Origin of the sequence: Thermoactinomyces daqus (assembly GCF_000763315.1) — a bacterium.
Taxonomy (GTDB): domain Bacteria; phylum Bacillota; class Bacilli; order Thermoactinomycetales; family Thermoactinomycetaceae; genus Thermoactinomyces_A; species Thermoactinomyces_A daqus.
Genome location: NZ_JPST01000021.1, coordinates 165590 through 188072, shown reverse-complemented (window position 1 = coordinate 188072; position 22483 = coordinate 165590). Strand labels below are relative to the sequence as shown.

Below are 22483 nucleotides of genomic sequence, written 5' to 3'. Positions count from 1 at the left end.
CCTTCAATCCACTTACATATTTTTAATCAGATGATCGGCGAACTCGGAGCATTTCACTTCGGTCGCCCCTTCCATCAGACGGGCAAAATCATAGGTGACCGTTTTTTCACGGATGGTTTTGCCCATGGCTGCATAGATTAAATCGGCTGCTTCTTGCCATCCCAAGTGCTCCAGCATCAGGACGCCGGACAAAATAACCGAACCGGGGTTAACTTTATCCAGGCCGGCGTATTTGGGAGCCGTGCCGTGAGTCGCCTCAAAGATGGCATGGCCCGTGCTGTAATTGATATTGGCACCCGGAGCGATCCCGATTCCGCCCACCTGTGCGGCCAGCGCATCGGAAATGTAATCCCCGTTCAAATTGAGTGTGGCGATTACATCATACTCGGCCGGACGGGTTAAAATCTGCTGCAGGAATGCATCGGCAATCACATCTTTTACGATCACTTTTCCTTCTGCTTCCGCTTTGGCCTGAGCGCTGTTCGCCGCATCCGTTCCTTTTTCCGCCTTGATGCGGTCATATTCAGCCCAGGTAAAGACGCGATCCTTGTAGTCACGCTCTGCCACTTCATAACCCCAGTTTTTAAATGACCCTTCGGTAAACTTCATAATATTTCCTTTATGTACCAGGGTTACGCTTTTGCGCCCGTGGCGAAGTGCATACTCAATCGCAGCTTTTACCAGCCGTTCGGTTCCTTCACGCGAAACCGGTTTAATGCCGATTCCGGAAGTTTCCGGGAATCGAATTTTCTTGACGCCCATTTCCTCTTGCAAGAAGCGAATCACTTTTTTTACTTCTTCGGATTCGGCTTCCCACTCAATCCCTGCGTAAATATCTTCTGAGTTTTCCCGGAAAATGACCATATCGACATCTTGCGGGCGTTTGACAGGGGAGGGGACACCTTCAAAGTAACGAACAGGACGGAGGCAGACATAAAGATCGAGCTCCTGGCGCAAAGCGACATTCAGGGAGCGGATTCCTCCGCCTACAGGTGTGGTGAGCGGTCCCTTGATGGCAACCAAATACTTGCTGATCGCGCTCAGGGTGTCTTCGGGCAGCCATTCCCCAAATTTTTGGTATGCCTTTTCACCGGCGAATACCTCATACCAAGCAATCTCTTTTTTTCCGTTGTACGCCTTTTTCACGGCCGCGTCAAGCACGCGTTTGGCGGCAGCCCAGATATCCGGCCCCGTCCCGTCTCCCTCGATAAAGGGAATGATCGGTTGATCCGGAACATTCAGCTTTCCGTTTTCCACGGTTATTTTTTCCCCTTTGACCGGGGCTTCAAGATGTTTAAATTGTGCCATGCTACCACTCCTGACTTTATAGATCGAAGAAAGGACGGTAAAAAACCCCGTCCCATTTATTCTAAACGATTTTCTCAGCGTTGGTCGATTGGAACATATGACTGGTTGGTCAGTCCGGTGTATTCTGCACGTGGCCTGATGAGACGGTTATTCGCATATTGTTCCAGTACATGCGCGGTCCAGCCGGTCACACGGCTCATGGCAAAAATCGGCGTGAACAGATCGCGCGGGATTCCAAGGTAGGTATAAACCGATGCAGAATAGAAATCAACATTCGGCTTCAAGCCTTTTTTCTCATATACCAGCTTTTCGATGGCGGCAGACATTTCATACCACAGGGAGTTCCCGCTTTGCTCGGCCAAGCGGCGAGACATTTCACGCAAGTGTTTGGCGCGCGGATCACCATCTTTATAAACGCGGTGGCCAAATCCCATGATTTTTTCTTTGTTGTCCAGCTTACTTTGGATATACGGCTCGATCCGTTCAAAAGTACCAATTTCTTCAAGCATTGCCATCACGCGCTCATTGGCTCCGCCGTGCAACGGACCTTTCAGGGTACCGATGGCAGTCGTGATCGAGGAGTACAGATCCGACAGGGTTCCAGTTGTGACGCGGGCGGCAAACGTAGAAGCGTTCAATTCATGGTCTGCATGGAGTACCAGCGCTTTATCAAAAGCTTTAACAGACACATCCGAAGGAATTTCTCCATTGAGCATATAGAGAAAATTGGCGGCAAAGCCCAGTTCTGCTTTCGGAGAAACCGGTTCCAATCCTTGGCGAATACGAGCGATCGCCGTGATAATGGTCGGCAATTTTGCCGTCAATTTAATCGCCTTAATATAATTGGCATCCTCACTGTTTACTTCTGCCTCTTCATCATAAAGAGCAAGGGCGGAAACAGCTGTTCGGAGGAGTGACATCGGATGGACGTTCTTCGGATACGCTTTCAATTGTTGCAAAAGTTCATCAGGAATGGATGCGTGCTGGCTCAGATCCTTTTTCAATTGGTCGAGCTCGGATCGGGTCGGCAATTTGCCGTGCCACAAGAGGTAAGCCACTTCCTCGAAATTGGCATATACCGCCAAATCATCAATATTATACCCGCGGTAGGTGAGTACGCCATCCACGATGGAGCTAATTCCAGAAGTACAAGCAACTACGCCTTCTAACCCTTTAGCAACCGTCATATGATCCGCTCCTTTTCTGAAAACTTGCAAGAGGGCACTCTGACTTAAAACTTGCAATTGAAATGTTTAAGACAAGAGACGATGAATGAATCATCATTCTCTTTATTTATTATAAAATATCTTTTTGAGTAAAACAGCACTTGTTCGTATTTACACAAATTTTGCAAGATTCGAGTGCAGGAATCAAGTACAATGTTTGCCCTTAATATCACTTAAGTATGCAATATTAAAGGAGAGTCAGTTTTTTTGGTCAGTGCCCACTCTTCCTACCGTTTTTTATTTTATCATAAATTGAACAAATTCGCACATAACGCGTATTTATTTATTTTTAACATGCGCACCCTGAAAGTGGAAGATAACTGGACTTCACTGTGGATTTCAACAAAAAATGGTATAATGAGTCAGAAAGGATTACACACGAGGGGGTCCATACAGATGAATTTAAACCCTTGGGTTGGACCGGTTACCCGAGCCGTCATCGTGCTGGCAATCATTATTTGTACATATTTGCTCATCTCCTTTGCCCTCCCTCTGGTTTATCCGTTTTTGATCGGCTGGCTCATCGCCATGGCAATCGAACCGATGGTCAGGTGGCTTGAACGGCGGGCCCGCATGCCCCGTTGGGCGGGTGTCACTGTGATTCTGTTTATATTGCTGGTTCTCCTGAGTTCTTTACTGATTTTCATCGTGGCCGAAGTGGTCGTTGAACTGGCCAAGCTGGCCGAATTTCTGCCGGTTCTGTTTAACAAGGTCGGCCAGATGGTCGTGGGTACATTTACCAAAAATCAGGACTTTCAGCGGATCATCGACACCGTTCAGTCCTATTTGGAAAAAAATCCCGAACATCAACAGCGCATTGCTTCCAGTATCCAGGAGAACATCGGCATTCTTGCCAATAAAGGGACGGAGATGATCACCGACATTCTCTCGGGAATCGGGTCGTTCCTCAGCAACTTGCCTTACTACATCACCGTGCTGGTTTTTATCACACTGGCTTCGCTGTTTATCGGGCTGGAATGGCCGCGGCTCCGCTCGATCTTGATTTCGCTTATACCAAACAAGATTCACAAGACAGTCGGCTTTGTGCTGGATGATTTGAAAAGAGCGCTGTTCGGATTTATTCGCGCCCAGCTCACCCTGGTCTCCATCACCGCGTTGATCATGTTTATCGGTCTGGTGATTTTGCGGGTTCCCTACGCCTTTACGATCGCCATCATCGTGGGTGTCGTCGACCTGCTCCCTTATCTCGGGGTCGGGGCAGTGGTCATTCCTTGGATTATCTATCTTTTCCTGACCGGAAATATTCACCTCGCTGTCGGGCTGTCGATTGTCTACGGAGTGATTATCATCGTCCGGCAATTGCTGGAACCGAAACTGGTGGCAAGCAATGTGGGAATCGACCCCTTGTTGACGCTGATCGCCCTGTTTATCGGATTAAAGCTGATCGGATTCTTCGGATTGATCTTGGGGCCGGTTACCGTCGTTTTCCTGCAGGCGCTTCATCGCACCCATGTGTTTAAGGATATTTGGCAGTACATTGTTGGCAAACCTGCTGAGTAGGGACTAATACCGGAAACAGGTTGCGTCCCGTACCTTGTATGCTCATCATCCAATCCCATTGCCCGCTTCACGCCAACGGTCAACTCATTCCCCGGGCAATGGGATTCTCTTGCCTGAAATATTTTTTGAAAGATCCGTCATGAAACTCTCCTTTCCACATTGGAAATCTTCACAAATCACCTCTGACAGGAGCCATCAAGATGAAAACAACAAAGAAATGGTTTATCGGCATTCTCATTGCTCTCCTGCTTCTCGTCTTTGTCAATCTGTTGCTGGCAACGTTCTTCACCCCGAAAATGCCCACAGTCTTACCGGAACTGGAGCGGCCGGTGCAAATCGCGCATCAGGGCGGGGCATCACTCGCTCCGTCCAATACGATGACAGCCTTTGATCTGGCACATGCGCTTGGCACACCGGTGCTGGATCTGGATCTTCATATGACGAAAGACGGGCATCTGGTAGCCATTCACGATCCGACCGTCAACCGGACGACAAACGGAACGGGTTCGATTAGCAACCATACCCTGAAAGAACTCAAAAATCTGGATGCCGGCTACAAGTTTACCGATTTGCGCGGGGAACATGCCTATCGCGGAATGGGTGTCACGATCCCGACATTGGAAGAGATTTTTCAAACCTACGGCCCCGATTCCTTTTTCAATATCGAGATTAAAGATGATAATCCCGCCGGACAGATTCCGCAAATCGAGCATAAGCTGTGGATGCTCATTCAAAAATATCATCTCGAGCATAAAGTGATCATCAATTCGTTTGATGATGACATCATCCGCTCTTTTAAACAAATATCGCACAGACAGGTCGCACTTGGCGCCAGCCGGGCCGAGGTGAAGCGTTTTGTGATTCTCAGCAAATTGCACTTGTCCGGTTTTTACCGACCGCAAGCCAATGTTCTGGAGATTCCCGTGGAAAACAGCGGCGTCAATTTGCGGGACAAACACTTGATCGAGACGGCACATCGCTTCAACATGCAGGTTTATTATTGGACCATCGACGATAAAAAAACAATGCGGGAATTGCTGAATTTGGGAGCAGACGGCATTTTGACCAACCGTCCGGATCTGTTAAAAGAAGTGGTTGAGGAACAAAAGAAAAAAAGACAGGGGGGCAATGCTGTTGTCAAATGATTTCTTGGCGGCGATGGGAAACTAACGCCGCCAAATCCATATTTCCCCGCGCTCCCATTTGGCGTAAAGCCATCGCTTCAGCAAAAAAGCCACTATTCGGCGCGTATAGGGAAAAATGAGGAAGAAACCGAGAATATCGGAAAAAAATCCGGGCGTCATCATCAGAACGGCTCCGGCAAGGATCGACGCTCCTTCCAGCAGTGTTTCCCCGGGTGGTTCTCCATTTTGCAGTTGCTTCTTCAACAACTGAATCGTCGCCCATCCTTCCCTCTTGGCCAAATATCCCCCGATGATCGCTGTCGCGATCACGCACAGCACGGTCGGAAATGCACCGATCCACTCCCCCACTTTGATCAGTCCCCACAATTCGATGACAGGCACAAGTATGATGGCAAGCACAATGAACCAAAACACCATTCCTCATCCTTTTTTCGGATTGTGCATCTGAACCAGCAGCTCATAAATCTCCGGAAATGCACGTTTTATGTTTACTCTTTTCATCTCTTTATTCACCCACAGGTGTGTCGTCGTCCCCTTCGCCAGCTTTACACCGGTCTCCTTGTTTGAGATCTCGTACGAGAAAACGACTTTGGGACCGGATAACTCCTTCATCTCGGTACGGATCAAAACCAGGTCATCATACTTGGCTGAATGCATATACTTACAATGGATGTCCACCACGGGCAAGAGCAGACCGTTTTCTTCCAGCTTACGGTAAGAGGAACCGAATTGGCGGATCAGTTCCGTTCGGCCGATCTCAAACCACACGAGATAGTTCGGGTTTCATTACAAGGTACATTTGCATACTCTTCCATTAAGTATTCCCTCCAACCAAATGAAGTATCAGACAAAAGCATTCACAGAAAAAAGGAATTGGTTTGTGAGCGAAGCATTCCAGCCATTGCCATCAGTTTTTTTCCAATTATGACTTTTGTCTTATTGCCCCAGATCGCCACTCTTTTTATAATAGTCAATAGCCGATGGGTTAAAACCGGGTTGTACACATATTTGCCCGCCCGACTTCACATAATGAGAACAGCCAATTCCTTTTTTACAGATAAAATCAATTCTGAAAAAAGTGCAACCTAAGAAAGAAAGGAGCATCGTCATCATGAAACTCAGAAAGAGAAAACAACGGCGCAAAAGACTCCGTTGGTGGATCTACCCCCGTTTAGGACTGCTGTAAACCCCATTGATTCCGCACTTATTCGAAAAGCGCTGGATGTCTCCAGCGCTTTTTTTATTATAGCACGTTGGCTTTACCGGAATAGATTTGACCGCGATCCGCATCAACCGTGACCATGGTCTCGGCAGCCAACAGGCTGGTTGCATTTTCCACGCCCACGACCACCGGAATTCCGAGGCTGACACCCACAACCGCCGCATGGGAGGTCAATCCACCTTCTTCCGTAATAATCGCGGCGGCCCGTTTGATTGAATCAATCATGTCCTTATCCGTGGCGCGAGTAACCAGTATCGCCCCATCGACCATTTTTCCCTTCAGTTCTTCAGCCGTATTGCCAACGACGACCGGCCCGGTGACCACTTGCTTGCCGATCCCTTGTCCGCTGGCGAGCACTCCGCCGATCACATGCACTTTCATCAAGTTGGTTGTACCGGATTTCCCGACCGGCACGCCGGCGGTGATCACCACCAGATCCCCTTGTTTTACACACCGGTTTTCCAGGGAAGCGGATATGGCGGTGGCAAACATTTCGTCCGTTGTCGGCGCTTCCTTGCCCAAAACAGGGTATACGCCCCAGACGAGAGAAAGTTTTCGGATAATATCTTCATTTGGCGTAACAGCGATAATCGGGGCCAACGGCCGGTATTTGGAAACCATCCGTGCAGTGAAACCCGTTTCCGTCGCAGTGATGATAGCCGAACAATCCAAGGTATGAGAAGTATGTACAACCGCCTGGCTGATCGATTCGGTGATCGTATTGCCGATTTCTCTCGTCCGCTGCCGGAACAGTTCCCGGTAACGAAGGGAGGATTCGGTGCGCAGAGCAATTCGTGCCATCGTTGTTACCGCTTCAACCGGGTATTTTCCGGCAGCCGTTTCACCCGAAAGCATAATGGCATCCGTACCGTCCAAAATGGCGTTGGCGACATCGCTCGCCTCAGCCCGGGTGGGTCTGGGGTTGCGCTGCATCGAATCCAGCATCTGCGTGGCCGTGATCACCGGTTTGCCCAGCTGATTGCATTTGCGAATCATCTCTTTTTGCACGACCGGCACTTCTTCAACCGGGATTTCCACTCCCAAATCCCCGCGCGCCACCATCAGCCCGTCGCTCACTTCCAGGATGGCATCGAGGTTTTCGATTCCTTCCTGATTTTCGATCTTGGAAATGATCGGGATGTTCGCACCATGCTCTTCCAGTATCCGGCGAATCTCCAGGACATCTTGCGGTTTGCGCACAAAAGAGGCTGCTATAAAGTCTACTCCCTGTTCGATTCCAAATAAAATGTCTTCTGCATCCTTTTGCGTAATTCCCGGCAGATTGATTTTGACCCCCGGGATATTTACGCCTTTGCGGTTTTTTAACGTGCCACCGTTTTGGATCGTGCAGTGAATTTCCGTTCCCTCTACAGCATCCACGGTCAATCCGATCAAACCGTCATCGATCAAGATCAATGAACCGACTGCGACATCCTGCGGCAAACCTTCATAAGAGACGGAAATCCGGCTTTGATCTCCCAAAATATTCTCTGTGGTCAAAGTGATTTTTTCGCCGGCGACCAGCTCGACTGCAGGTACCCTCAGATCGCCGGTCCGAATCTCCGGACCTTTCGTATCCAGGAGGATGGCCACATTTTTCCCTTCTGCTTTGGCCGCTTCGCGGATATTTCTGATCCGTTTTCCATGTTCTTCGTGCGATCCGTGTGAAAAATTGAGGCGTGCGACATTGAGGCCGCTCGAAATCAGCTTGCGCAGAATTCCAATCTCTTCACTGGCCGGGCCAATCGTACAAACAATTTTCGTCTTTCGCATCATCCTTTTTCATCCCCTACTCACTAAATGGATAAAATTTTGGCTAAATCATACAATTGCAAATCAGGCTTGTGTTTCATGGAAAAGGCTTTGTCAAAGTCGATTCCCACAACCTCATTATTCCGGATCGACACCATTTTGTCTTTTTTCCCTTCCAACAGAAGCTCAACGGCTTTTGCTCCCATCCTGCTGGCCAAAACCCGGTCAAATGCCGTCGGGGAACCGCCTCGCTGCACATGGCCCAATACGGTTACCCGCGTTTCACATCCGGTGATTTCTTTGATCTTCTCTCCAATCTCGATGCCGCTTCCAACCCCTTCCGCCACAATGATAATGCTGTGTTTTTTCCCGCGTTCATTGCTGTGCTTCAAACGCTCCACAATCTCGTTCAAATCATAAGGTGCTTCAGGAATCAAAATCGATTCCGCTCCGTCGGCAAGCCCCGCCCAAAGAGCGATATCACCGGCATCCCGGCCCATCACTTCAACCACATAAGTCCGCTCATGCGAATAAGCCGTATCACGAATTTTATCGATACAGTCAATCACGGTATTAATCGCCGTATCAAATCCGATCGTAAAATCCGTTCCAGGAATGTCATTATCAATCGTTCCCGGAACTCCGATGGTGGGAAATCCGAGAGCTGTCAATTTTTTCGCTCCCTGAAAACTCCCGTCCCCGCCGATGACAACCAATCCGTCAATCTTGTTCTTGCGCAACTGTTCAACCGCTTTTTTGCGCCCTTCCTCGGTTTTAAATTCTTCACAGCGGGCACTGTATAAAATCGTTCCTCCACGATGGATAATATCACCGACATCCCCGAGCGAGAGAAGTTTCAGATCACCTTGAATTAGTCCCGTATAACCACGATAAACCCCAAAAACTTCCACACCGTGATAAGCCCCGCTTCGTACAACCGCCCGAATCGCGGCATTCATTCCGGGGGCATCGCCACCGCTGGTCAAAACAGCAATCCGTTTCATGATGTATCACCACTATTAAAAGAATATCCCATCCCTAAGGGACAAAAAATGTCCATGCGGGACAAAAAGAAAAACCGCTGATCGGTTTTTCAACTGGTGAACAAAGTTCCAAAACAGGAGTCCGTCAGGTCTTGGTGCTTCTCTTTGCTCCGGTTTCTTTTTTCACAAAGGTCGCTGCAGAAAAGCACCAATCCCCTCCCGTTCCAAACTTGTCCACAGCCTCTGTTTTTTACTTTGCCACCAAGGAAGTGAATTCTCCCATACCAGCGTATTTTTTATAACGATCCTCCAACAGTTCGTCCGGCGTCAATTGCAAAAGCGACTGCAAATGTTCATTTAACGCCTGTTTGATATAGTTTGATTGTAACATGGGATCTTTATGAGCTCCACCTTTTGGTTCGGGAATAATCTCATCGATTACCCCCAACTCTTTCAAGTCTCCTGCCGTGATCTTGAGGGCTTCGGCGGCTTCCTGGGCTTTGGCGGAATCCCTCCACAGGATCGCGGCTGCTCCTTCCGGGGAAATGACGGAATAATAGGCATGCTCCAGCATTAGCAGGCGATTTCCCACTCCGATCCCCAGAGCTCCGCCGCTGCCTCCTTCCCCGGTAACCACGCAGATGATCGGAACGGTGAAGCCGGCCATCTCCCGGAGATTGCGGGCAATCGCTTCACTTTGTCCGCGCTCTTCCGCCTCCACCCCGGGGTGAGCGCCCTGAGTGTCAATGAAACAGATAATCGGGCGTCCAAACTTGTTGGCCTGCTGCATGAGGCGAAGCGCCTTGCGATACCCTTCCGGATGCGGCAAGCCAAAATTGCGGGCGATCTTGTCTTTGGTATCCGTTCCCCGTTCATGTCCGATCACGGTCACCGGTCTCCCGTTGAACTTGGCGATTCCTCCGACAATCGCCGGGTCGTCCCCGTACAGCCGGTCCCCGTGCAACTCGATAAAATCGGTAAAAATCGTATGGATATAGTGCAATGTCGTGGGACGGCTCGATTGCCGGGCGATCTGCACTTTTTGCCAGACCGTCAGGTTCCCGTAAATCTCATCTTCCAGCCGCTGCGCTTTGGCTTCAAGCGTGTTGATCTCTTCCGACATATCCAGTTGTTTTTCGGAAGCAAACTTTTTCAGTTCCGCAATCTTGTCACGCAACTCCACCAACGGCTTTTCAAAATCCAAGTAGCCATTTTTCATTTCGCTTCCCTCCCATATGCGTGAAGCTCCAGAATTTTCATGAGCGTATCACGCATCTGGTGGCGCTCCACGACCAGATCTAATTGTCCGTGTTTAAGCAAAAATTCGGCTGTCTGAAAGTCCTCCGGCAACTTCTGGCGCACCGTCTGTTCGATGACGCGCCGCCCGGCAAACCCGATCAGCGCCCCCGGTTCAGCAATATTGATATCCCCCAGCGAGGCAAAGCTGGCAGATACTCCTCCGGTCGTCGGATTGGTCAACACGGAAATGTACAAACCCTTTTCCCGATGCAAACGCTCCAGCGCCGCACTTGTTTTGGCCATCTGCATCAAGGAAAGGACCCCTTCTTGCATCCGGGCACCACCTGAAGCGCAAAACAGAATAAACGGATAGCGTTTCGTCGCCGCACGATCCGCCGCACGCGCAATTTTCTCGCCGACAACCGATCCCATGCTGCCCATGCGAAAGCGTGAATCCATCACACCGATCACGGCCGGATAACCGCCAATCGTCCCTTCTCCCGTAACAACTGCTTCATTCAGATTGGTTTTTTCCATATCTTTTTTCAGTTTGCTCATATAATTGGGGAACTGAAGCGGATCTTTGGATAACAAATCCCGATCATACTCAATGAAATGCCCTTCATCAACCAGGGAGGCGATTCGCTCCGGAGCGGAAAGCGAAAAGTGATAACCGCACGCTTTGCATACCTTCAAGTTCTTTTCCAGTTCCTTGGTGATCAGAATGGTGCTGCACCGCGGGCATTTTTGCATAATCCCTTCGGGGACCGCCTTTTTGACTTGCTCAGAAGGGATGGTTGCGTATTTCTTTTGCTTTCTGAATAAATCTCTTAACACAATAACACCTCATCTGAGTTTGAACTTAACCGATCATTTCAAGCACAGCTTCGCCTTTCAAATCCCGATTCTTTTATGCTCCCGTCATTATATCTCATTCCCTTGATCCGATTCAACGGAGCCATAAAAGACGTTAATGCGCGCATTCCATCAAGGAAAAAATCCGTTCAAACAGCATCATCGCTTCAAGCTCCTGCCGTTTTTTGAAAGCCAGGACAATTTCATGATAGTATCTTAACATTTTGTGCGCAAAATACTCCTGTTCCATCCACCCTTTTTGCCCGATTGCTTCTTCAAAATGAACAATCGGATACCAGATCCGGGTCAGCAAATAATTGTTAGCCATCCTGATAATCTGCGCATGAAAATCCCGTACTTCTTTTTTCGGATTGTTTTGCTTTTCAAGCAAGTGCTCAATTCGAGCCAATATTTTTTCCAGTTTGTCGATCTGCTCTTTCGTCGCTTTCCTCACCGCCATCCGAACCGCGCCGGTTTCGATCAGCATTCTCGTTTCCGTCAGATCCCCTTTTGACCGCTGGTCGCGCAAGATGAACCCGGCCAGCAAATCGACGAGGTGATGGGCATGATAAGGCTCCAAAAAAGTTCCTTCCCCCCGTTTGGTGCTGATGAGTCCCAACAGTTCAAGCGAGCGCAGTACCTCGCGCACAGTTGAACGGCCGGCGCCAAGGCGTTCGGACAACTCACGTTCGGATAGCAAACGATCACCAGGCTGAAGCCCGTTCTCTTCGATCAGTTGCTGAATTCCTTTGAAAATCTCCTTGAATTTGTTTGATCCGGTTTCTTGTTTCCTCACTTGGAACTTTCACCCTTATGATACAAAAGAACTTGTCAGGCGTATCGTTTTTCTGTAGATTTCCTCAGGATCCACCTGAATCCGGGCTTCTCCCGTCTCCATTGCCACCCTGGCCACTTCGGCAGCCACTTTGGCCGCCACACGCGGATCAAATGGCTTCGGAATCACGTAATGGGGAGACAATTCATGTTCTTCAATCAAATCAGCAATGGCGTAAGCAGCCGCAATCTTCATCTCTTCATTAATGCCTTTGGCTCTCACATCGAGAGCACCTCGAAAAATACCCGGAAAAGCCAGCACATTGTTAACCTGATTGGCGTAGTCCGAACGGCCGGTTCCAACTACCGCAGCGCCCGCTTCCATTGCTTCTTCCGGCATGATCTCGGGAACTGGGTTGGCCATCGCGAAGATAATCAGATCATTGTTCATCGAGCGGACCATTTCCGGGGTGACGGCCCCTGCCACGGATACCCCGATAAAGACGTCGCTTCCTTTAATCGCTTCCGCCAGATCACCGGTAATCCTCGTGCGGTTGGTTACTTTTGCGATCTCTTCCTTGATCGGATTCATCCCGAAGGATCGTCCTTCATAGATGGCTCCCTTGCTGTCGCACATGATCACGTCTTTGACGCCCATGCGCCGCAGCAACTTGATGATCGCAATCCCCGCTGCACCGGCTCCGCTCATGACAACGCGAATCTCATCCATCTTTTTGCCCACGACTTTCAGGGCATTGATCAATCCGGCCAATGTGACGATCGCCGTACCGTGCTGGTCATCATGAAAGACAGGGATATCGAGTTCCTTTTTCAGCCGTTCTTCGATCATGAAACAAGCCGGAGCGGCAATATCTTCCAGATTGATCCCCCCAAATGTCGGGGAAAGCAACTTTACAGTCTCCACAATTTTATCGATATCGGTTGTATCCAGACAGAGCGGAAAGGCATCGACACCTGCAAACGCTTTAAATAATACGGCTTTGCCTTCCATCACCGGAATGGCTGCGTGCGGACCGATATTTCCCAGCCCCAGTACTGCGGTTCCGTCCGACACAACTGCCACCAGATTTCCTTTCGCTGTGTAATCGTAAACGGTTTGAGGGTTGGTATGAATCTCCCGGCAAGGCTCAGCCACTCCCGGAGAATAAGCCAGGCTCAAATCGTGGGCCGATCCCACCGGAACTTTGGATTGAACGGTGAGTTTTCCGCGCTTCTCACCATGCAGCTTCAAAGCTTCTTCCCGCAAACTTGACAAAAAAATCGCTCCCTTTCCCGACTGTTGGTGGTCAGACCACCAGCATGTCCCATTATATCAAATTTAGGCAACTTAAAAAACGGAACGAACATGCGCTTTTTCGCTTTCTACATACGATTCCTCCGTCCGATGCCGGATCCCTGCTTCGTTCACTTTATCTTCCAAAAAAAAGAACACAGCGAAACCGGCTGTGTTCTGTCGAGGAGCAAGCTTATTTCAGAGTCACGGTCTCCGTTTGGTTGTTCCATTCCAGCTGCAGCTTCAACTCCTGAGGCTTGTCCTCCGCTTGTTGCGCAAAACTGACCGCTTCATATTGCCCGTTATCCCCCAAGACAAAATTTCTTGTATCGGCCACTTTTCCATTTTTCAATAGTTTGTATGTAACATTGCCAACCATCACCGCGTCGGAGCCCAGATAGCGAATGATCAGTTTCTTCTCAAAGACGGAGTCCTTCATCTGATATTGGAATACGGCAGACCAATGCTCACTTTTTCCGGACAAACTCCCCTTGCCCCCCTGTCCGGAACAAGCGTTCAACAACATGAAACAAAAGATCAACAGGAACCAAGCCACTCTCCATCGTAATATCATGTCATCAACCTCTGCTTTCCCATTAGCCGCCCTAATCCAAATTCCGGTTATATTAGCAAATCCTTAATTAAATTTATCATCTCCGCCAGATCGGTTCTATCATTTCTTCTCAAACTTCCATACGGCAAATTTTGCCACCCGCCCGATCGGTCGACGCTATTGTTCCGGTACAGGGCTCGTCCAACGATAGTTCTGACGCGCTGGAGATTATTTTTTCATCATGGCGACCATGGCATCATGGAATTTCATCAATTCCTTTTCCAGCCAGGAGTCAAATTCGAATATAAGTCCGCGAACATAGGCCGCTGCCTCTTCCTCGTCCCGGGTACGAAAACCCAGATCTTGATCCATCCAGATTTCCCACGCGCCGTCGGCCCATTTTACGGAGATCTGCACTCCATAGGCAACATCAAAAAAACGCCAAACCCCTCCTTCCTTGCGCACATGCTCCAGATAAGAAGAGAGCCGGGTGCGAAAGCGTTCATATACTTCTTCCAGCACCTGTTTCATTTTTGCTTCCTCTTCAATACGCTCTTCCATCTCCTCTTCCCCGCCTGAGATGATAAGATCGCTCTTTTCCTTCGCAAACCGCACCAGATACCGGCAACCTCCAAGCGGATCAACCAGTTCCCGCTTTCCTTCTTTTCGCATCAGCGATGACCATGCTCCATTCATGATGCAATCCTCCTCTTTCTATTTTCAGATAATAAGGAATGATACAAAATTAATCAATCCTCTTTATTATAAACAAGTAAGGATCACGAAAAAAACAGACATCTTCTTGCACCTGGTTTAAAAACAAGTCGTTTTCAATTGAGTTGATCTCAATCTTCCCGCCTTTGATCTCTGCTGTTCTCCGCATCTTTTTTCTTCAGCAGCAAACTGGCATCGTACCTTTTGATATTCGGATTCTGGTGCGCAATCCGGGCTGCGGCAGCAGCGGCGATCCCTGCAACCAGATCATCGAGAAAGACATGAATCTGCTCCCCGTGATTATTCAGCTTTTTCATAATGCCGACCTTATTTTTATCAAGGTATCCGAAACTGGTCAAGCCGATTGTTCCATAAACATTGGTAATGCTTAAAGCCAGAATTTCATCGATTCCGTAAAGAGGTTCGTCCGCTTCCATAATCGTTTGAAACGGTTCGGGCAGCTGCTTTTGCTCTGCCAGCATATCAAGGGAAACCCCGGTGATAATCGCATGCTGAACTTCTCTTTTGTGCAAAACGGCATCAACATTATCCACGCATTCGTCCAATGTCATGTTCTTATTGTATGGCCGCTGCAAATCGTAGACGATCCGTGCGATATCTTCCGTCGTCACTCCGCGTTTTTCCAGCAATACAACTGAGTGTCTGAGTGTTCATAAAACACAGTTTCTCACCTTCTCAGAAAAAGGCCCTTTGTCTCCTTGAAGAGCCGGTTTAAACCAATATATGCAGGCCGGATTTGGAACTTGCCCGGACAATTCCTTCCCTGACCGGCTGTCTGATGACCTTTTTTATCCTCCGACCGTTTTTTCGCAGAATCAGGTCGTGGTGCCTCCCGGATCCCTCCTGCATTTCCAACCGTCGCTCCGCGGGGCACCACTTCCCTTCATCGCTCGCTTAACTTTCATCCCTTTTCGCGATGCGGACGCTTCCTTCTCCCAAAAGCTGTTCCAACTTGGCCAGGCTCCCCTTGTTCACCGAAAGGCCATAGCGATCCGGTGGCAATGACAAAACCTTTTTGCTCCGCTCATAATACAAATAGACAGGCATTGTCCCGCGATACTGGCCAAGGATCTTTTTCAACTGATGAAGTGACTGCGGATCTTCCCTTTCTTGAGAAATCCTGAGATAAACGACCTGCTGCTTCGGCAGGCGACCGTCAGACAAATCTGCGATTTTAGCGGCGATCACTTTGACAGACTCATCCTGGCGGTCAACGCTTCCCCACACCAAAACCGGCTGATCTTCCTTCAGCCAGGAGCGCCATTCGGCAAACCGCTGCGGAAAAATAACGATCTCCGCCCTGCCGCTGCGATCTTCCACTGTGAGGAAAGCCATCATCTCTTTCCGTTTGGTCTGGACCAGCTTCAGATGTGTAATCCATCCGGCCACTGTCACTGATTGGCGATCCCGGCATTCCGGCAATTCATTTAAACGATGGGTGATCGTCCGTTCAATCATCGGTTGCCAGCGGTCAAGCGGATGGCCTGACAGATAGATTCCGAGCAGTTCGCGTTCCGCCTCCAGCTTTTCTTTTTCCGTGTAGGGAGAAACGGACTGAACCTCCGACAGCAATTGCTCGAAGGTAATCTGATTCCCATCCTGAAACAAGCTGATCTGATCCTTGCCCTGCCTCTTTCCGTCACGGCTGGCTATTTCGATCACATCATCCAGTGCCGCCAGTTTGTGCGCGCGGTCACCAGGCAGGCAATCGAGCGCACCGCAACGGATCAGCGCATCCATCACCCGTCGGTTGCATAAGCGCAAATCGACCCGGCGGCAAAGATCGAGCAAATCGGCAAATGGCTTTTCTTCCCGTTCCTTCAAGATATTCTCGATCGCCAGCGTCCCCACGTTTTTGACGGCCGCCAGTCCGAAGCGAATCGCCCCGTTTTCCACGGTAAACGAAACGCCGCTTTTCTGTATGTCCGGCGGCAAAACGGGAATGCCCATTCTCCGGGTCTCATCGATGTATTCTGCCAGCTTGCTCTGATTCCCGACGACTGTCGCCAACAGCGCCGCCATAAATTCGAGCGGATAGTGCCTTTTTAAATAAGCCGTCTGATAAGCCAATACGCCATAGGCGGCGGAGTGGCTGCGGTTAAACCCGTAATCGGCAAAGCGGACGATCAGGTCATAAACGCGATGACCGACTTCTTCGCTGTATCCCCGATTGATACAGCCTTCGACAAATGCCTTTCGCTGCGCGGCCAGGAGATCTTTCTTTTTCTTGGAGACAGCCCGGCGCAAAAGATCGGCCTGCCCCAGGGAAAATCCGGCCATCTTGGCGGCAATTTGCATAATTTGCTCCTGATACACAATAATCCCGTACGTATTTTTGAGAATCGCTTCCAGATCCGGGTGAGGGTAATCCACTTTTTCCAGTCCTTGTTTGGCACGGATAAAGCGCGGAATCTGCTCCATCGGACCCGGCCGGTACAGTGCCAAAACAGCGATCAGGTCTTCAAAGTTGGACGGTTTCAGTTCCCGGAGCACTTTGCGCATGCCGGCCGATTCCAATTGGAAAACACCGGTGGTCTCCCCGCTGGCCAGCAATTCATAGGTTGCCGGGTCATCATATTCCGTTTGCGCGAAATTCACCTCTGTCCCGCGACCGGTCCGAATCAGCTGCAACGCTTTTTCAATGACCGTCAGATTGCGCAGCCCCAGAAAATCCACTTTCAACAGCCCGATCCCTTCGAGGACTTCCATCGGATACTGGGTCAGCGGGATGCCGTCCGTTCCTTCCTGCAAGGGAACATGGTTGGTTAACGGCTCATTGGAAATCACCACTCCCGCGGCATGAGTGGAGACATGCCGGGGCATTCCTTCAATTTTGCGCACGACAGAAAAAAGCTCGCGTATTTCGGACTGCTGTACCATTCGCTTTAACTCCGGCTCCATGGCAAACGCGCGCTTCAGCGTCATGCCCGGTTGGGCGGGGATCAGCTTGGCAGCCTGATCGACCGCCTTGTACGGCAACCCCATCACCCGTCCCGCATCGCGTACTGCTGCCCTCGGTGCCATCGTTCCAAAGGTGATGATCTGCGCCACCCGGTCAGCTCCGTATTTGTCGACAACATAGCGAATGACCTCATCGCGGCGTTCATAATTAAAGTCGAGGTCAATATCCGGCATCGTCACCCGCTCCGGATTGAGAAAACGCTCAAACAGCAACTGATACCGGATCGGATCGATATCTGTAATTCTCAGCACATAGGCTACCAGGCTGCCCGCCGCCGAACCGCGCCCCGGCCCGACAGCTATTCCCGCTTCATGCGCAAACCGGACGAAATCCCACACGACCAGAAAGTAGTCATTAAATCCCATCCGGTCGATGATCTCCAGCTCATAATCCAGTCTCGCTTTCGCTTCCTCCGTAACCTCCCCATACCGCTCACGCAATCCGTCGAGACAAAGCATCCGCAAATAGTCTTTTGCCGTCATGTCCCCGGGTACTGGAAAACGCGGCACCAGGCGCATTCCCAGTGGAATTTCCACCTGACAGCGTTCGGCGATCCGGGCCGTGTTTTCCAGCGCTTCCGGTACATGAGAGAAAAAGCGTTTCATTTCTTCTCCTGATTTCAAATAAAAGGAATCACTGGGAAACCGCAACCGGGATTCATCGGCCAATTTCCGTCCGGTGCCGATGCAGAGCAAACAATCGTGCATGGCATGATCTTCCCGGCGGACATAATGGACATCATTGGTGGCAACGAGCGGAATCCCCATTTCCCTTGACCAGGCGATCAATTGCCGGTTTACTTTCTGCTGTTCCGGCAGTCCGTGATCTTGAAGTTCAAAGAAAAAGCGGTCCCGGCCAAAAATATCCACATACTCCTCGATCAGAAGACGTGCTTTTGTCAGGTCTCCCTCCAAAATCGCCCGGGGAATTTCCCCGCTCAGGCAGGAACTGGTGGCAATCAGTCCCTCGGAAAACCGGCGCAACAATTTTTTATCGATTCGCGGTTTATAATGAAATCCATGCAGATGAGCCTCCGTGGTCAAACGTAAAAGATTGCGGTAACCCTCCGTCGTTTCCGCCAGCAACAGCTGGTGACAGATTTTTTGTTCCCGCGGCGAAGGACGATCGCGATAGTCTCCGGATGCCATGTACATCTCACAACCGATAATCGGCTTGATTCCTTGGTTGAGACACGCTTGATAGAAAGGAACCACTCCGTACATCGCACCATGATCCGTAATCGCCAGTGCGCTCATTCCCAATTTTTTCGCTTCGCCGACCAGTTCCTCGATCCGTCCGGCACCGTCCAGCAAGCTGTATTCCGTATGAACGTGCAAATGCACAAATGGATCCATTGCCCCGACCTCCCATCTTCCTTCTATTATAATGGATCTCCATCTGCGAACGTATGTTTTATTCCTCCCATATTGAACCCGGTCAGAGTCATCAATCTCCAACTCTCCTCATACGATTTTAAAAGAATCCAGAGAAGGACGGGTTGCTTATGGAACAGGAATTTTGGGCCACCACGATACTCGATTTCCTGATTGCCCTCGGAGTCGTGCTCGGCGGCGTGATCCTTGGGGGGATCGGCGCCTTTATCACCGACGAATATCCGATGTTTCGAATGGTCCGCCTGGCTGAACAGCTGAAAATCTGGGCGATGGTGGCGGCAATCGGCGGAACGTTTGATACGATCAAAAACTTTGAGATCACGATTATGGGCGGTCAGCTCAACCTCGCTTTTCAACAATTAATCTTCATCATCAGTGCTTTTTTGGGCGCACATGCCGGCACGCTCCTGGTGCGTTGGCTGATTCAGGGCTGATGGGTGAGTGAGACAATGGCACGCGAAATCTATCGCGGAATTGTCAAAAACAAACGTTCATGGGTGATGTTTTTCATCGGTATCATCTTTGGCGGAAGTATTTTTCTTTTCCTCTACGGACAGAAAATCGACAGTCTGTTATCCGAACGCAATGCCATCTACTATGCCAACAATCAAAAATACAAAGAAATCCTGAAGCTGCAGGAAGAGATCGAGAATCTGACACGAAAAGGCGAAAAAAGGGAGGAAAAAGAAGACCGCATTGAAAAAATCATCGTCGAAGTCAACAGCGATCAGCCCTATATCACCGATGCCGTCAAGACACAGGTGGAGGAAAAACTTTCTCCGTTTCTCAATAAATCAATGCAATGGATCAGCAACAATCCGGACATCATCGAGCTGATTCTGGACAAACAGCCGATCGTGATCGATGGCGCCCAGAAAAGCAAAGTGGAAATTCACTTGAAATATATCTCTTTTTACCGCTCTACGTTGAAGATATGGATTACTGCTTCGGATCTTTCCGGAGAAGAGATCCCGGAAACGGACGGTTGATGCCATGCGTGTCTTCCCCCTTCAGTCGTCCGGCCTGTTCAAAATCTTTTTTTTGCGGTAATATTAAATGACAGGAAAGGGGGGACCACCATGATCATAAGTCCAAAAGCGCTCGCCAGAGCCAAAGCGGAAAAGCTGAAAAAAGGCTACACTGCATTTGTTGAAACCGAAACCGTTGCACATTTCCTCAAAAAAGAAATCGAAAAACAAAACCTCCGTGTCGTTGTCGATCAAACCCCTCATGGATGCTGGTTTACCCCGCTTGAGCGAGAAGAGTAACACCGGTCACTGCTTATGGGGCGCATGAGCAGTTGCCATGCTCCCCAAACTGTTTTTCCATACGCTTTTTTGGGAGGTTATCCTCATGCAAGTAGTCGGAATTTTGCTCATTTGCCTGATCCTCATCACGATTTTCGGCACTTTTTTCAACAGCATCCTGCAACGGCGCAATGAAGGAATGATCAAGCGCCTGTACCAAGCACGCATGAATATCAACATGGGTGTCATGTTCATCTCCATCGCCGCGTTGCAATTAACATTGCCCGGCTCTTCCTTCCTACGTTATTTCCTGCTTTTTCTTGTCATCGCAGCAGGCCTGATCAACCTCTACTACGGAATCAAATACCGCCGCTACTATACCGAAATGATCAACAAGCAATCCGAAGCCGCTCAATGAAAAAGCGCAAAAAGAAAAGCCGCTCTCAAGCAGCCTGAGAAGCCGGCTTATTTTATCTTTCAATCGTATGGGCCGTAATCAGCGCTTTGGCGACGATCTGGTGATCCAAAACCATTTCCACATCGAGTTTGGCCTGTTTTCTCCCCAAATCGAGGATGCGCGGCACCAGTTCAACTATGCTGTCGATCTGCACTGGTTTGAGAAAATACAAGGTGAGATTGTGAACAGACAAGTCCCCCCGCCTCTGTTTGCGCAGGGTCCGAAGCGCCGTTTCCGTAATGAGGGCAGTGCAAACCCCCGAGCTCAAGGTTCCCAGCGAATCGGTCATCTGCGGGGTGATTTTCCCCCGATACACCGGCTGGCCGTTTTTCATCAGTTCCTCAAACGAACGAAAGCTGAGTTCCTGAAATGTTTCACCCACCTGCGGCTGTTTTTGCATATATTGGAGCGATTTGATCACATCCTGGCGGCTGATCACACCCAAGAGACGACGCTGATCATTCACCACCGGCAACAGTTCGATCCCTTCCCACACCATTTCATGTGCGGCCGAAGCGAGCGATGTCTTTGGATTGGCCACAATCGGGTTCCGGGTCATCACTTTTTCCACTTTATCATCTGAAACAAAACCCATCACATCTTTGGCCGTGACCATACCGACCACACGCATCGATTCATCGACCACGGGGTAACGGCTGTGACCGGTTTCCCGCACCAACTGATGAAACCGTTCAACATTGTCATGCACCGTCAGGTAAACCGGAGACGGCTCTTTGCTCATAACATCCTCGACCACCAGGATCTCCTTTTTGATCAGCCGGTCGTAAATGGCCCGATTAATCATCGCAGCCACCGTAAACGTGTCATAACTGCTGGATATGACCGGAAGTTCCAGTTTATCGGCCAATGCTTTCACTTCATCCGTGGCATCAAAACCGCCGGTGATGAGAACGGCTGCTCCGCGTTCCAGGGAAATGCGATGAACGTTATCCCGGTTTCCCACGATTAACAGATTGCCCGATTCCACATACCGCATCATTGCTTCCAGCTTCATCGCCCCGATGACAAAGCGGTTCAGTGTTTTGTGGAGTCCGGCTCTCCCTCCCACAACCGTGCCGTCAACGATGTTCACCACTTCTGCAAACGTGAGTCGTTCAATGTCGGAGCGCTGCTTTTTTTCAATTCGCACCGTCCCGACCCGTTCGATTGTATTGACCAATCCCTGCGCCTCGGCATCCTTGATCGCTCTGTAAGCAGTTCCGTCGCTTACGCCCAAATCCTTGGCGATGCTTCGCACCGAGATTTTTTCCCCGACTTCCAAATTGGCAATGTATTGCAAAATCTGCTCATGCTTGGTCGTCACATTCTCCCCTTCTTTCCTCCGCCTTCGTTGGTCTGTTATACCATATTATATAACAAACGGAGGGACAGGAAAAAGAAAAGGAGCTGACCCGTTGGTCACTCCCGATAATTCTTTTTAAAACAGATGTTTTTATTGTAAAGAAACAGATTTGACCCGCCTCATTTTCATCTGCTCCTTTTTCCACTTCCGCTCCGCAGCCAGCCATTCCAACCGTCTCTCCGCTTCCATCCTCTTCCTTCTTTGTTCTTGCATCCTGCGCATCTGCCGGGCATTGGCCATGATATAGAAAAGCATTAAAATAACCCATGTCAACGCAAATGCATCCGCCAGCGGCGATCCGGACCCCATGGTCAATTGGGAAATGCCGAACAAAAGCAGCAGAATCCCGCTCACCACAAGCACGCCGTGCTTCATAACCACCCTTTCCTCCTCCCTTGTGACAAGCTCTTTTTAAACATGTACGCAGGAAACTTCTGTTTCATGCAAAAAATG

Annotated in this window: 21 protein-coding genes and 1 pseudogene; 6 read left to right on the top strand and 16 right to left on the bottom strand. The window is 49.7% G+C overall.

The features are described 5' to 3' along the window. Positions 1–12: 12 nt before the first annotated feature. The gene (icd, locus tag JG50_RS0110885; protein WP_033101115.1) at positions 13–1308 is read right to left on the bottom strand and encodes an NADP-dependent isocitrate dehydrogenase; all 1296 of its coding nucleotides are present in this window, start codon (positions 1306–1308) and stop codon (positions 13–15) included. A 74-nt stretch (positions 1309–1382) separates the two neighbouring features. Then, on the bottom strand, positions 1383–2495 hold the full coding sequence (gene citZ / locus JG50_RS0110880) for a citrate synthase (RefSeq protein WP_033101114.1): 1113 nt from the start codon (positions 2493–2495) through the stop codon (positions 1383–1385). Between the two features lie 435 nt (positions 2496–2930). Here citZ and ytvI point away from each other — a divergent pair, with 435 nt between their 5' ends. Further along, positions 2931–4055 carry a sporulation integral membrane protein YtvI gene (gene ytvI, locus JG50_RS0110875; RefSeq protein ID WP_033101113.1) on the top strand — a complete coding sequence of 375 codons (1125 nt, stop codon included), beginning with the start codon at positions 2931–2933 and terminating at the stop codon, positions 4053–4055. 200 nt (positions 4056–4255) lie between these two features. Next, entirely contained in the window at positions 4256–5200 is a 945-nt protein-coding gene (locus tag JG50_RS0110870; protein WP_052154215.1) for a glycerophosphodiester phosphodiesterase, read from the top strand. A 21-nt stretch (positions 5201–5221) separates the two neighbouring features. Here the strand turns inward: JG50_RS0110870 and JG50_RS0110865 are convergent, their stop codons facing one another. From JG50_RS0110865 to JG50_RS0110810, 12 genes and pseudogenes are all read right to left on the bottom strand, one after another. Continuing rightward, a complete protein-coding gene (locus tag JG50_RS0110865; protein ID WP_033101112.1) occupies positions 5222–5617 on the bottom strand; it encodes an FxsA family protein in 396 nt (131 codons plus the stop codon). 3 nt (positions 5618–5620) lie between these two features. Continuing rightward, a pseudogene (locus JG50_RS0110860) lies at positions 5621–5971 on the bottom strand (acyl-CoA thioesterase); the annotation flags it as partial. A 472-nt stretch (positions 5972–6443) separates the two neighbouring features. Then, complete coding sequence (gene pyk, locus JG50_RS0110855; RefSeq protein WP_181735393.1) at positions 6444–8195, bottom strand: pyruvate kinase; 1752 nt, start codon at positions 8193–8195, stop codon at positions 6444–6446. Between the two features lie 23 nt (positions 8196–8218). Beyond that, complete coding sequence (pfkA, locus tag JG50_RS0110850; RefSeq protein WP_033101110.1) at positions 8219–9178, bottom strand: 6-phosphofructokinase; 960 nt, start codon at positions 9176–9178, stop codon at positions 8219–8221. A 229-nt stretch (positions 9179–9407) separates the two neighbouring features. Continuing rightward, positions 9408–10376: an acetyl-CoA carboxylase carboxyltransferase subunit alpha gene (locus JG50_RS0110845; protein ID WP_033101109.1), complete on the bottom strand. Its 969-nt coding sequence runs from the start codon at positions 10374–10376 to the stop codon at positions 9408–9410. Beyond that, on the bottom strand, positions 10373–11233 hold the full coding sequence (gene accD / locus JG50_RS0110840; RefSeq protein WP_033101108.1) for an acetyl-CoA carboxylase, carboxyltransferase subunit beta: 861 nt from the start codon (positions 11231–11233) through the stop codon (positions 10373–10375). Before accD ends, JG50_RS0110845 begins: the two co-directional genes overlap by 4 nt. Before the next feature lie 133 nt (positions 11234–11366). Further along, a complete protein-coding gene (locus JG50_RS0110835; RefSeq protein WP_033101107.1) occupies positions 11367–12047 on the bottom strand; it encodes a FadR/GntR family transcriptional regulator in 681 nt (226 codons plus the stop codon). Between the two features lie 15 nt (positions 12048–12062). After that, complete coding sequence (locus JG50_RS0110830) at positions 12063–13301, bottom strand: NAD(P)-dependent malic enzyme (protein WP_033101106.1); 1239 nt, start codon at positions 13299–13301, stop codon at positions 12063–12065. A 211-nt stretch (positions 13302–13512) separates the two neighbouring features. Then, on the bottom strand, positions 13513–13893 hold the full coding sequence (locus JG50_RS0110825) for a hypothetical protein (protein ID WP_160173855.1): 381 nt from the start codon (positions 13891–13893) through the stop codon (positions 13513–13515). Between the two features lie 207 nt (positions 13894–14100). After that, entirely contained in the window at positions 14101–14568 is a 468-nt protein-coding gene (locus JG50_RS0110820; RefSeq protein ID WP_033101104.1) for a hypothetical protein, read from the bottom strand. Between the two features lie 149 nt (positions 14569–14717). Further along, positions 14718–15218: a phosphatidylglycerophosphatase A family protein gene (locus JG50_RS0110815; protein WP_309485153.1), complete on the bottom strand. Its 501-nt coding sequence runs from the start codon at positions 15216–15218 to the stop codon at positions 14718–14720. A gap of 283 nt (positions 15219–15501) precedes the next feature. Continuing rightward, positions 15502–18924, bottom strand: coding sequence for a DNA polymerase III subunit alpha (locus JG50_RS0110810; protein ID WP_033101103.1), 3423 nt, complete (start codon positions 18922–18924; stop codon positions 15502–15504). 149 nt (positions 18925–19073) lie between these two features. Between JG50_RS0110810 and JG50_RS0110805 the strand changes: the two genes are divergently transcribed. From JG50_RS0110805 to JG50_RS0110790, 4 genes are all read left to right on the top strand, one after another. Then, a complete protein-coding gene (locus tag JG50_RS0110805; RefSeq protein ID WP_033101102.1) occupies positions 19074–19397 on the top strand; it encodes a YtrH family sporulation protein in 324 nt (107 codons plus the stop codon). A gap of 15 nt (positions 19398–19412) precedes the next feature. Beyond that, positions 19413–19952: a hypothetical protein gene (locus JG50_RS0110800; RefSeq protein WP_033101101.1), complete on the top strand. Its 540-nt coding sequence runs from the start codon at positions 19413–19415 to the stop codon at positions 19950–19952. 90 nt (positions 19953–20042) lie between these two features. Then, entirely contained in the window at positions 20043–20231 is a 189-nt protein-coding gene (locus tag JG50_RS0110795; RefSeq protein WP_033101100.1) for a hypothetical protein, read from the top strand. 85 nt (positions 20232–20316) lie between these two features. After that, on the top strand, positions 20317–20628 hold the full coding sequence (locus tag JG50_RS0110790) for a YtpI family protein (protein WP_033101099.1): 312 nt from the start codon (positions 20317–20319) through the stop codon (positions 20626–20628). A gap of 52 nt (positions 20629–20680) precedes the next feature. Here the strand turns inward: JG50_RS0110790 and JG50_RS0110785 are convergent, their stop codons facing one another. Next, on the bottom strand, positions 20681–21991 hold the full coding sequence (locus tag JG50_RS0110785) for a DRTGG domain-containing protein (protein ID WP_033101098.1): 1311 nt from the start codon (positions 21989–21991) through the stop codon (positions 20681–20683). A 129-nt stretch (positions 21992–22120) separates the two neighbouring features. Further along, a complete protein-coding gene (locus tag JG50_RS0110780; RefSeq protein WP_160173854.1) occupies positions 22121–22411 on the bottom strand; it encodes a hypothetical protein in 291 nt (96 codons plus the stop codon). Positions 22412–22483 lie beyond the last annotated feature (72 nt).

Excerpts from the sequence above, each read along its gene's own strand:
- icd (WP_033101115.1), bottom strand. The coding sequence starts at position 1,308 with ATGGCACAATTTAAACATCTTGAAGCCCCGGTCAAAGGGGAAAAAATA.
- citZ (WP_033101114.1), bottom strand. The coding sequence starts at position 2,495 with ATGACGGTTGCTAAAGGGTTAGAAGGCGTAGTTGCTTGTACTTCTGGA.
- ytvI (WP_033101113.1), top strand. The coding sequence starts at position 2,931 with ATGAATTTAAACCCTTGGGTTGGACCGGTTACCCGAGCCGTCATCGTG.
- JG50_RS0110870 (WP_052154215.1), top strand. The coding sequence starts at position 4,256 with ATGAAAACAACAAAGAAATGGTTTATCGGCATTCTCATTGCTCTCCTG.
- JG50_RS0110865 (WP_033101112.1), bottom strand. The coding sequence starts at position 5,617 with ATGGTGTTTTGGTTCATTGTGCTTGCCATCATACTTGTGCCTGTCATC.
- pyk (WP_181735393.1), bottom strand. The coding sequence starts at position 8,195 with ATGCGAAAGACGAAAATTGTTTGTACGATTGGCCCGGCCAGTGAAGAG.
- pfkA (WP_033101110.1), bottom strand. The coding sequence starts at position 9,178 with ATGAAACGGATTGCTGTTTTGACCAGCGGTGGCGATGCCCCCGGAATG.
- JG50_RS0110845 (WP_033101109.1), bottom strand. The coding sequence starts at position 10,376 with ATGAAAAATGGCTACTTGGATTTTGAAAAGCCGTTGGTGGAGTTGCGT.
- JG50_RS0110825 (WP_160173855.1), bottom strand. The coding sequence starts at position 13,893 with ATGATATTACGATGGAGAGTGGCTTGGTTCCTGTTGATCTTTTGTTTC.
- JG50_RS0110820 (WP_033101104.1), bottom strand. The coding sequence starts at position 14,568 with ATGAATGGAGCATGGTCATCGCTGATGCGAAAAGAAGGAAAGCGGGAA.
- JG50_RS0110810 (WP_033101103.1), bottom strand. The coding sequence starts at position 18,924 with ATGGATCCATTTGTGCATTTGCACGTTCATACGGAATACAGCTTGCTG.
- JG50_RS0110805 (WP_033101102.1), top strand. The coding sequence starts at position 19,074 with ATGGAACAGGAATTTTGGGCCACCACGATACTCGATTTCCTGATTGCC.
- JG50_RS0110800 (WP_033101101.1), top strand. The coding sequence starts at position 19,413 with ATGGCACGCGAAATCTATCGCGGAATTGTCAAAAACAAACGTTCATGG.
- JG50_RS0110795 (WP_033101100.1), top strand. The coding sequence starts at position 20,043 with ATGATCATAAGTCCAAAAGCGCTCGCCAGAGCCAAAGCGGAAAAGCTG.
- JG50_RS0110790 (WP_033101099.1), top strand. The coding sequence starts at position 20,317 with ATGCAAGTAGTCGGAATTTTGCTCATTTGCCTGATCCTCATCACGATT.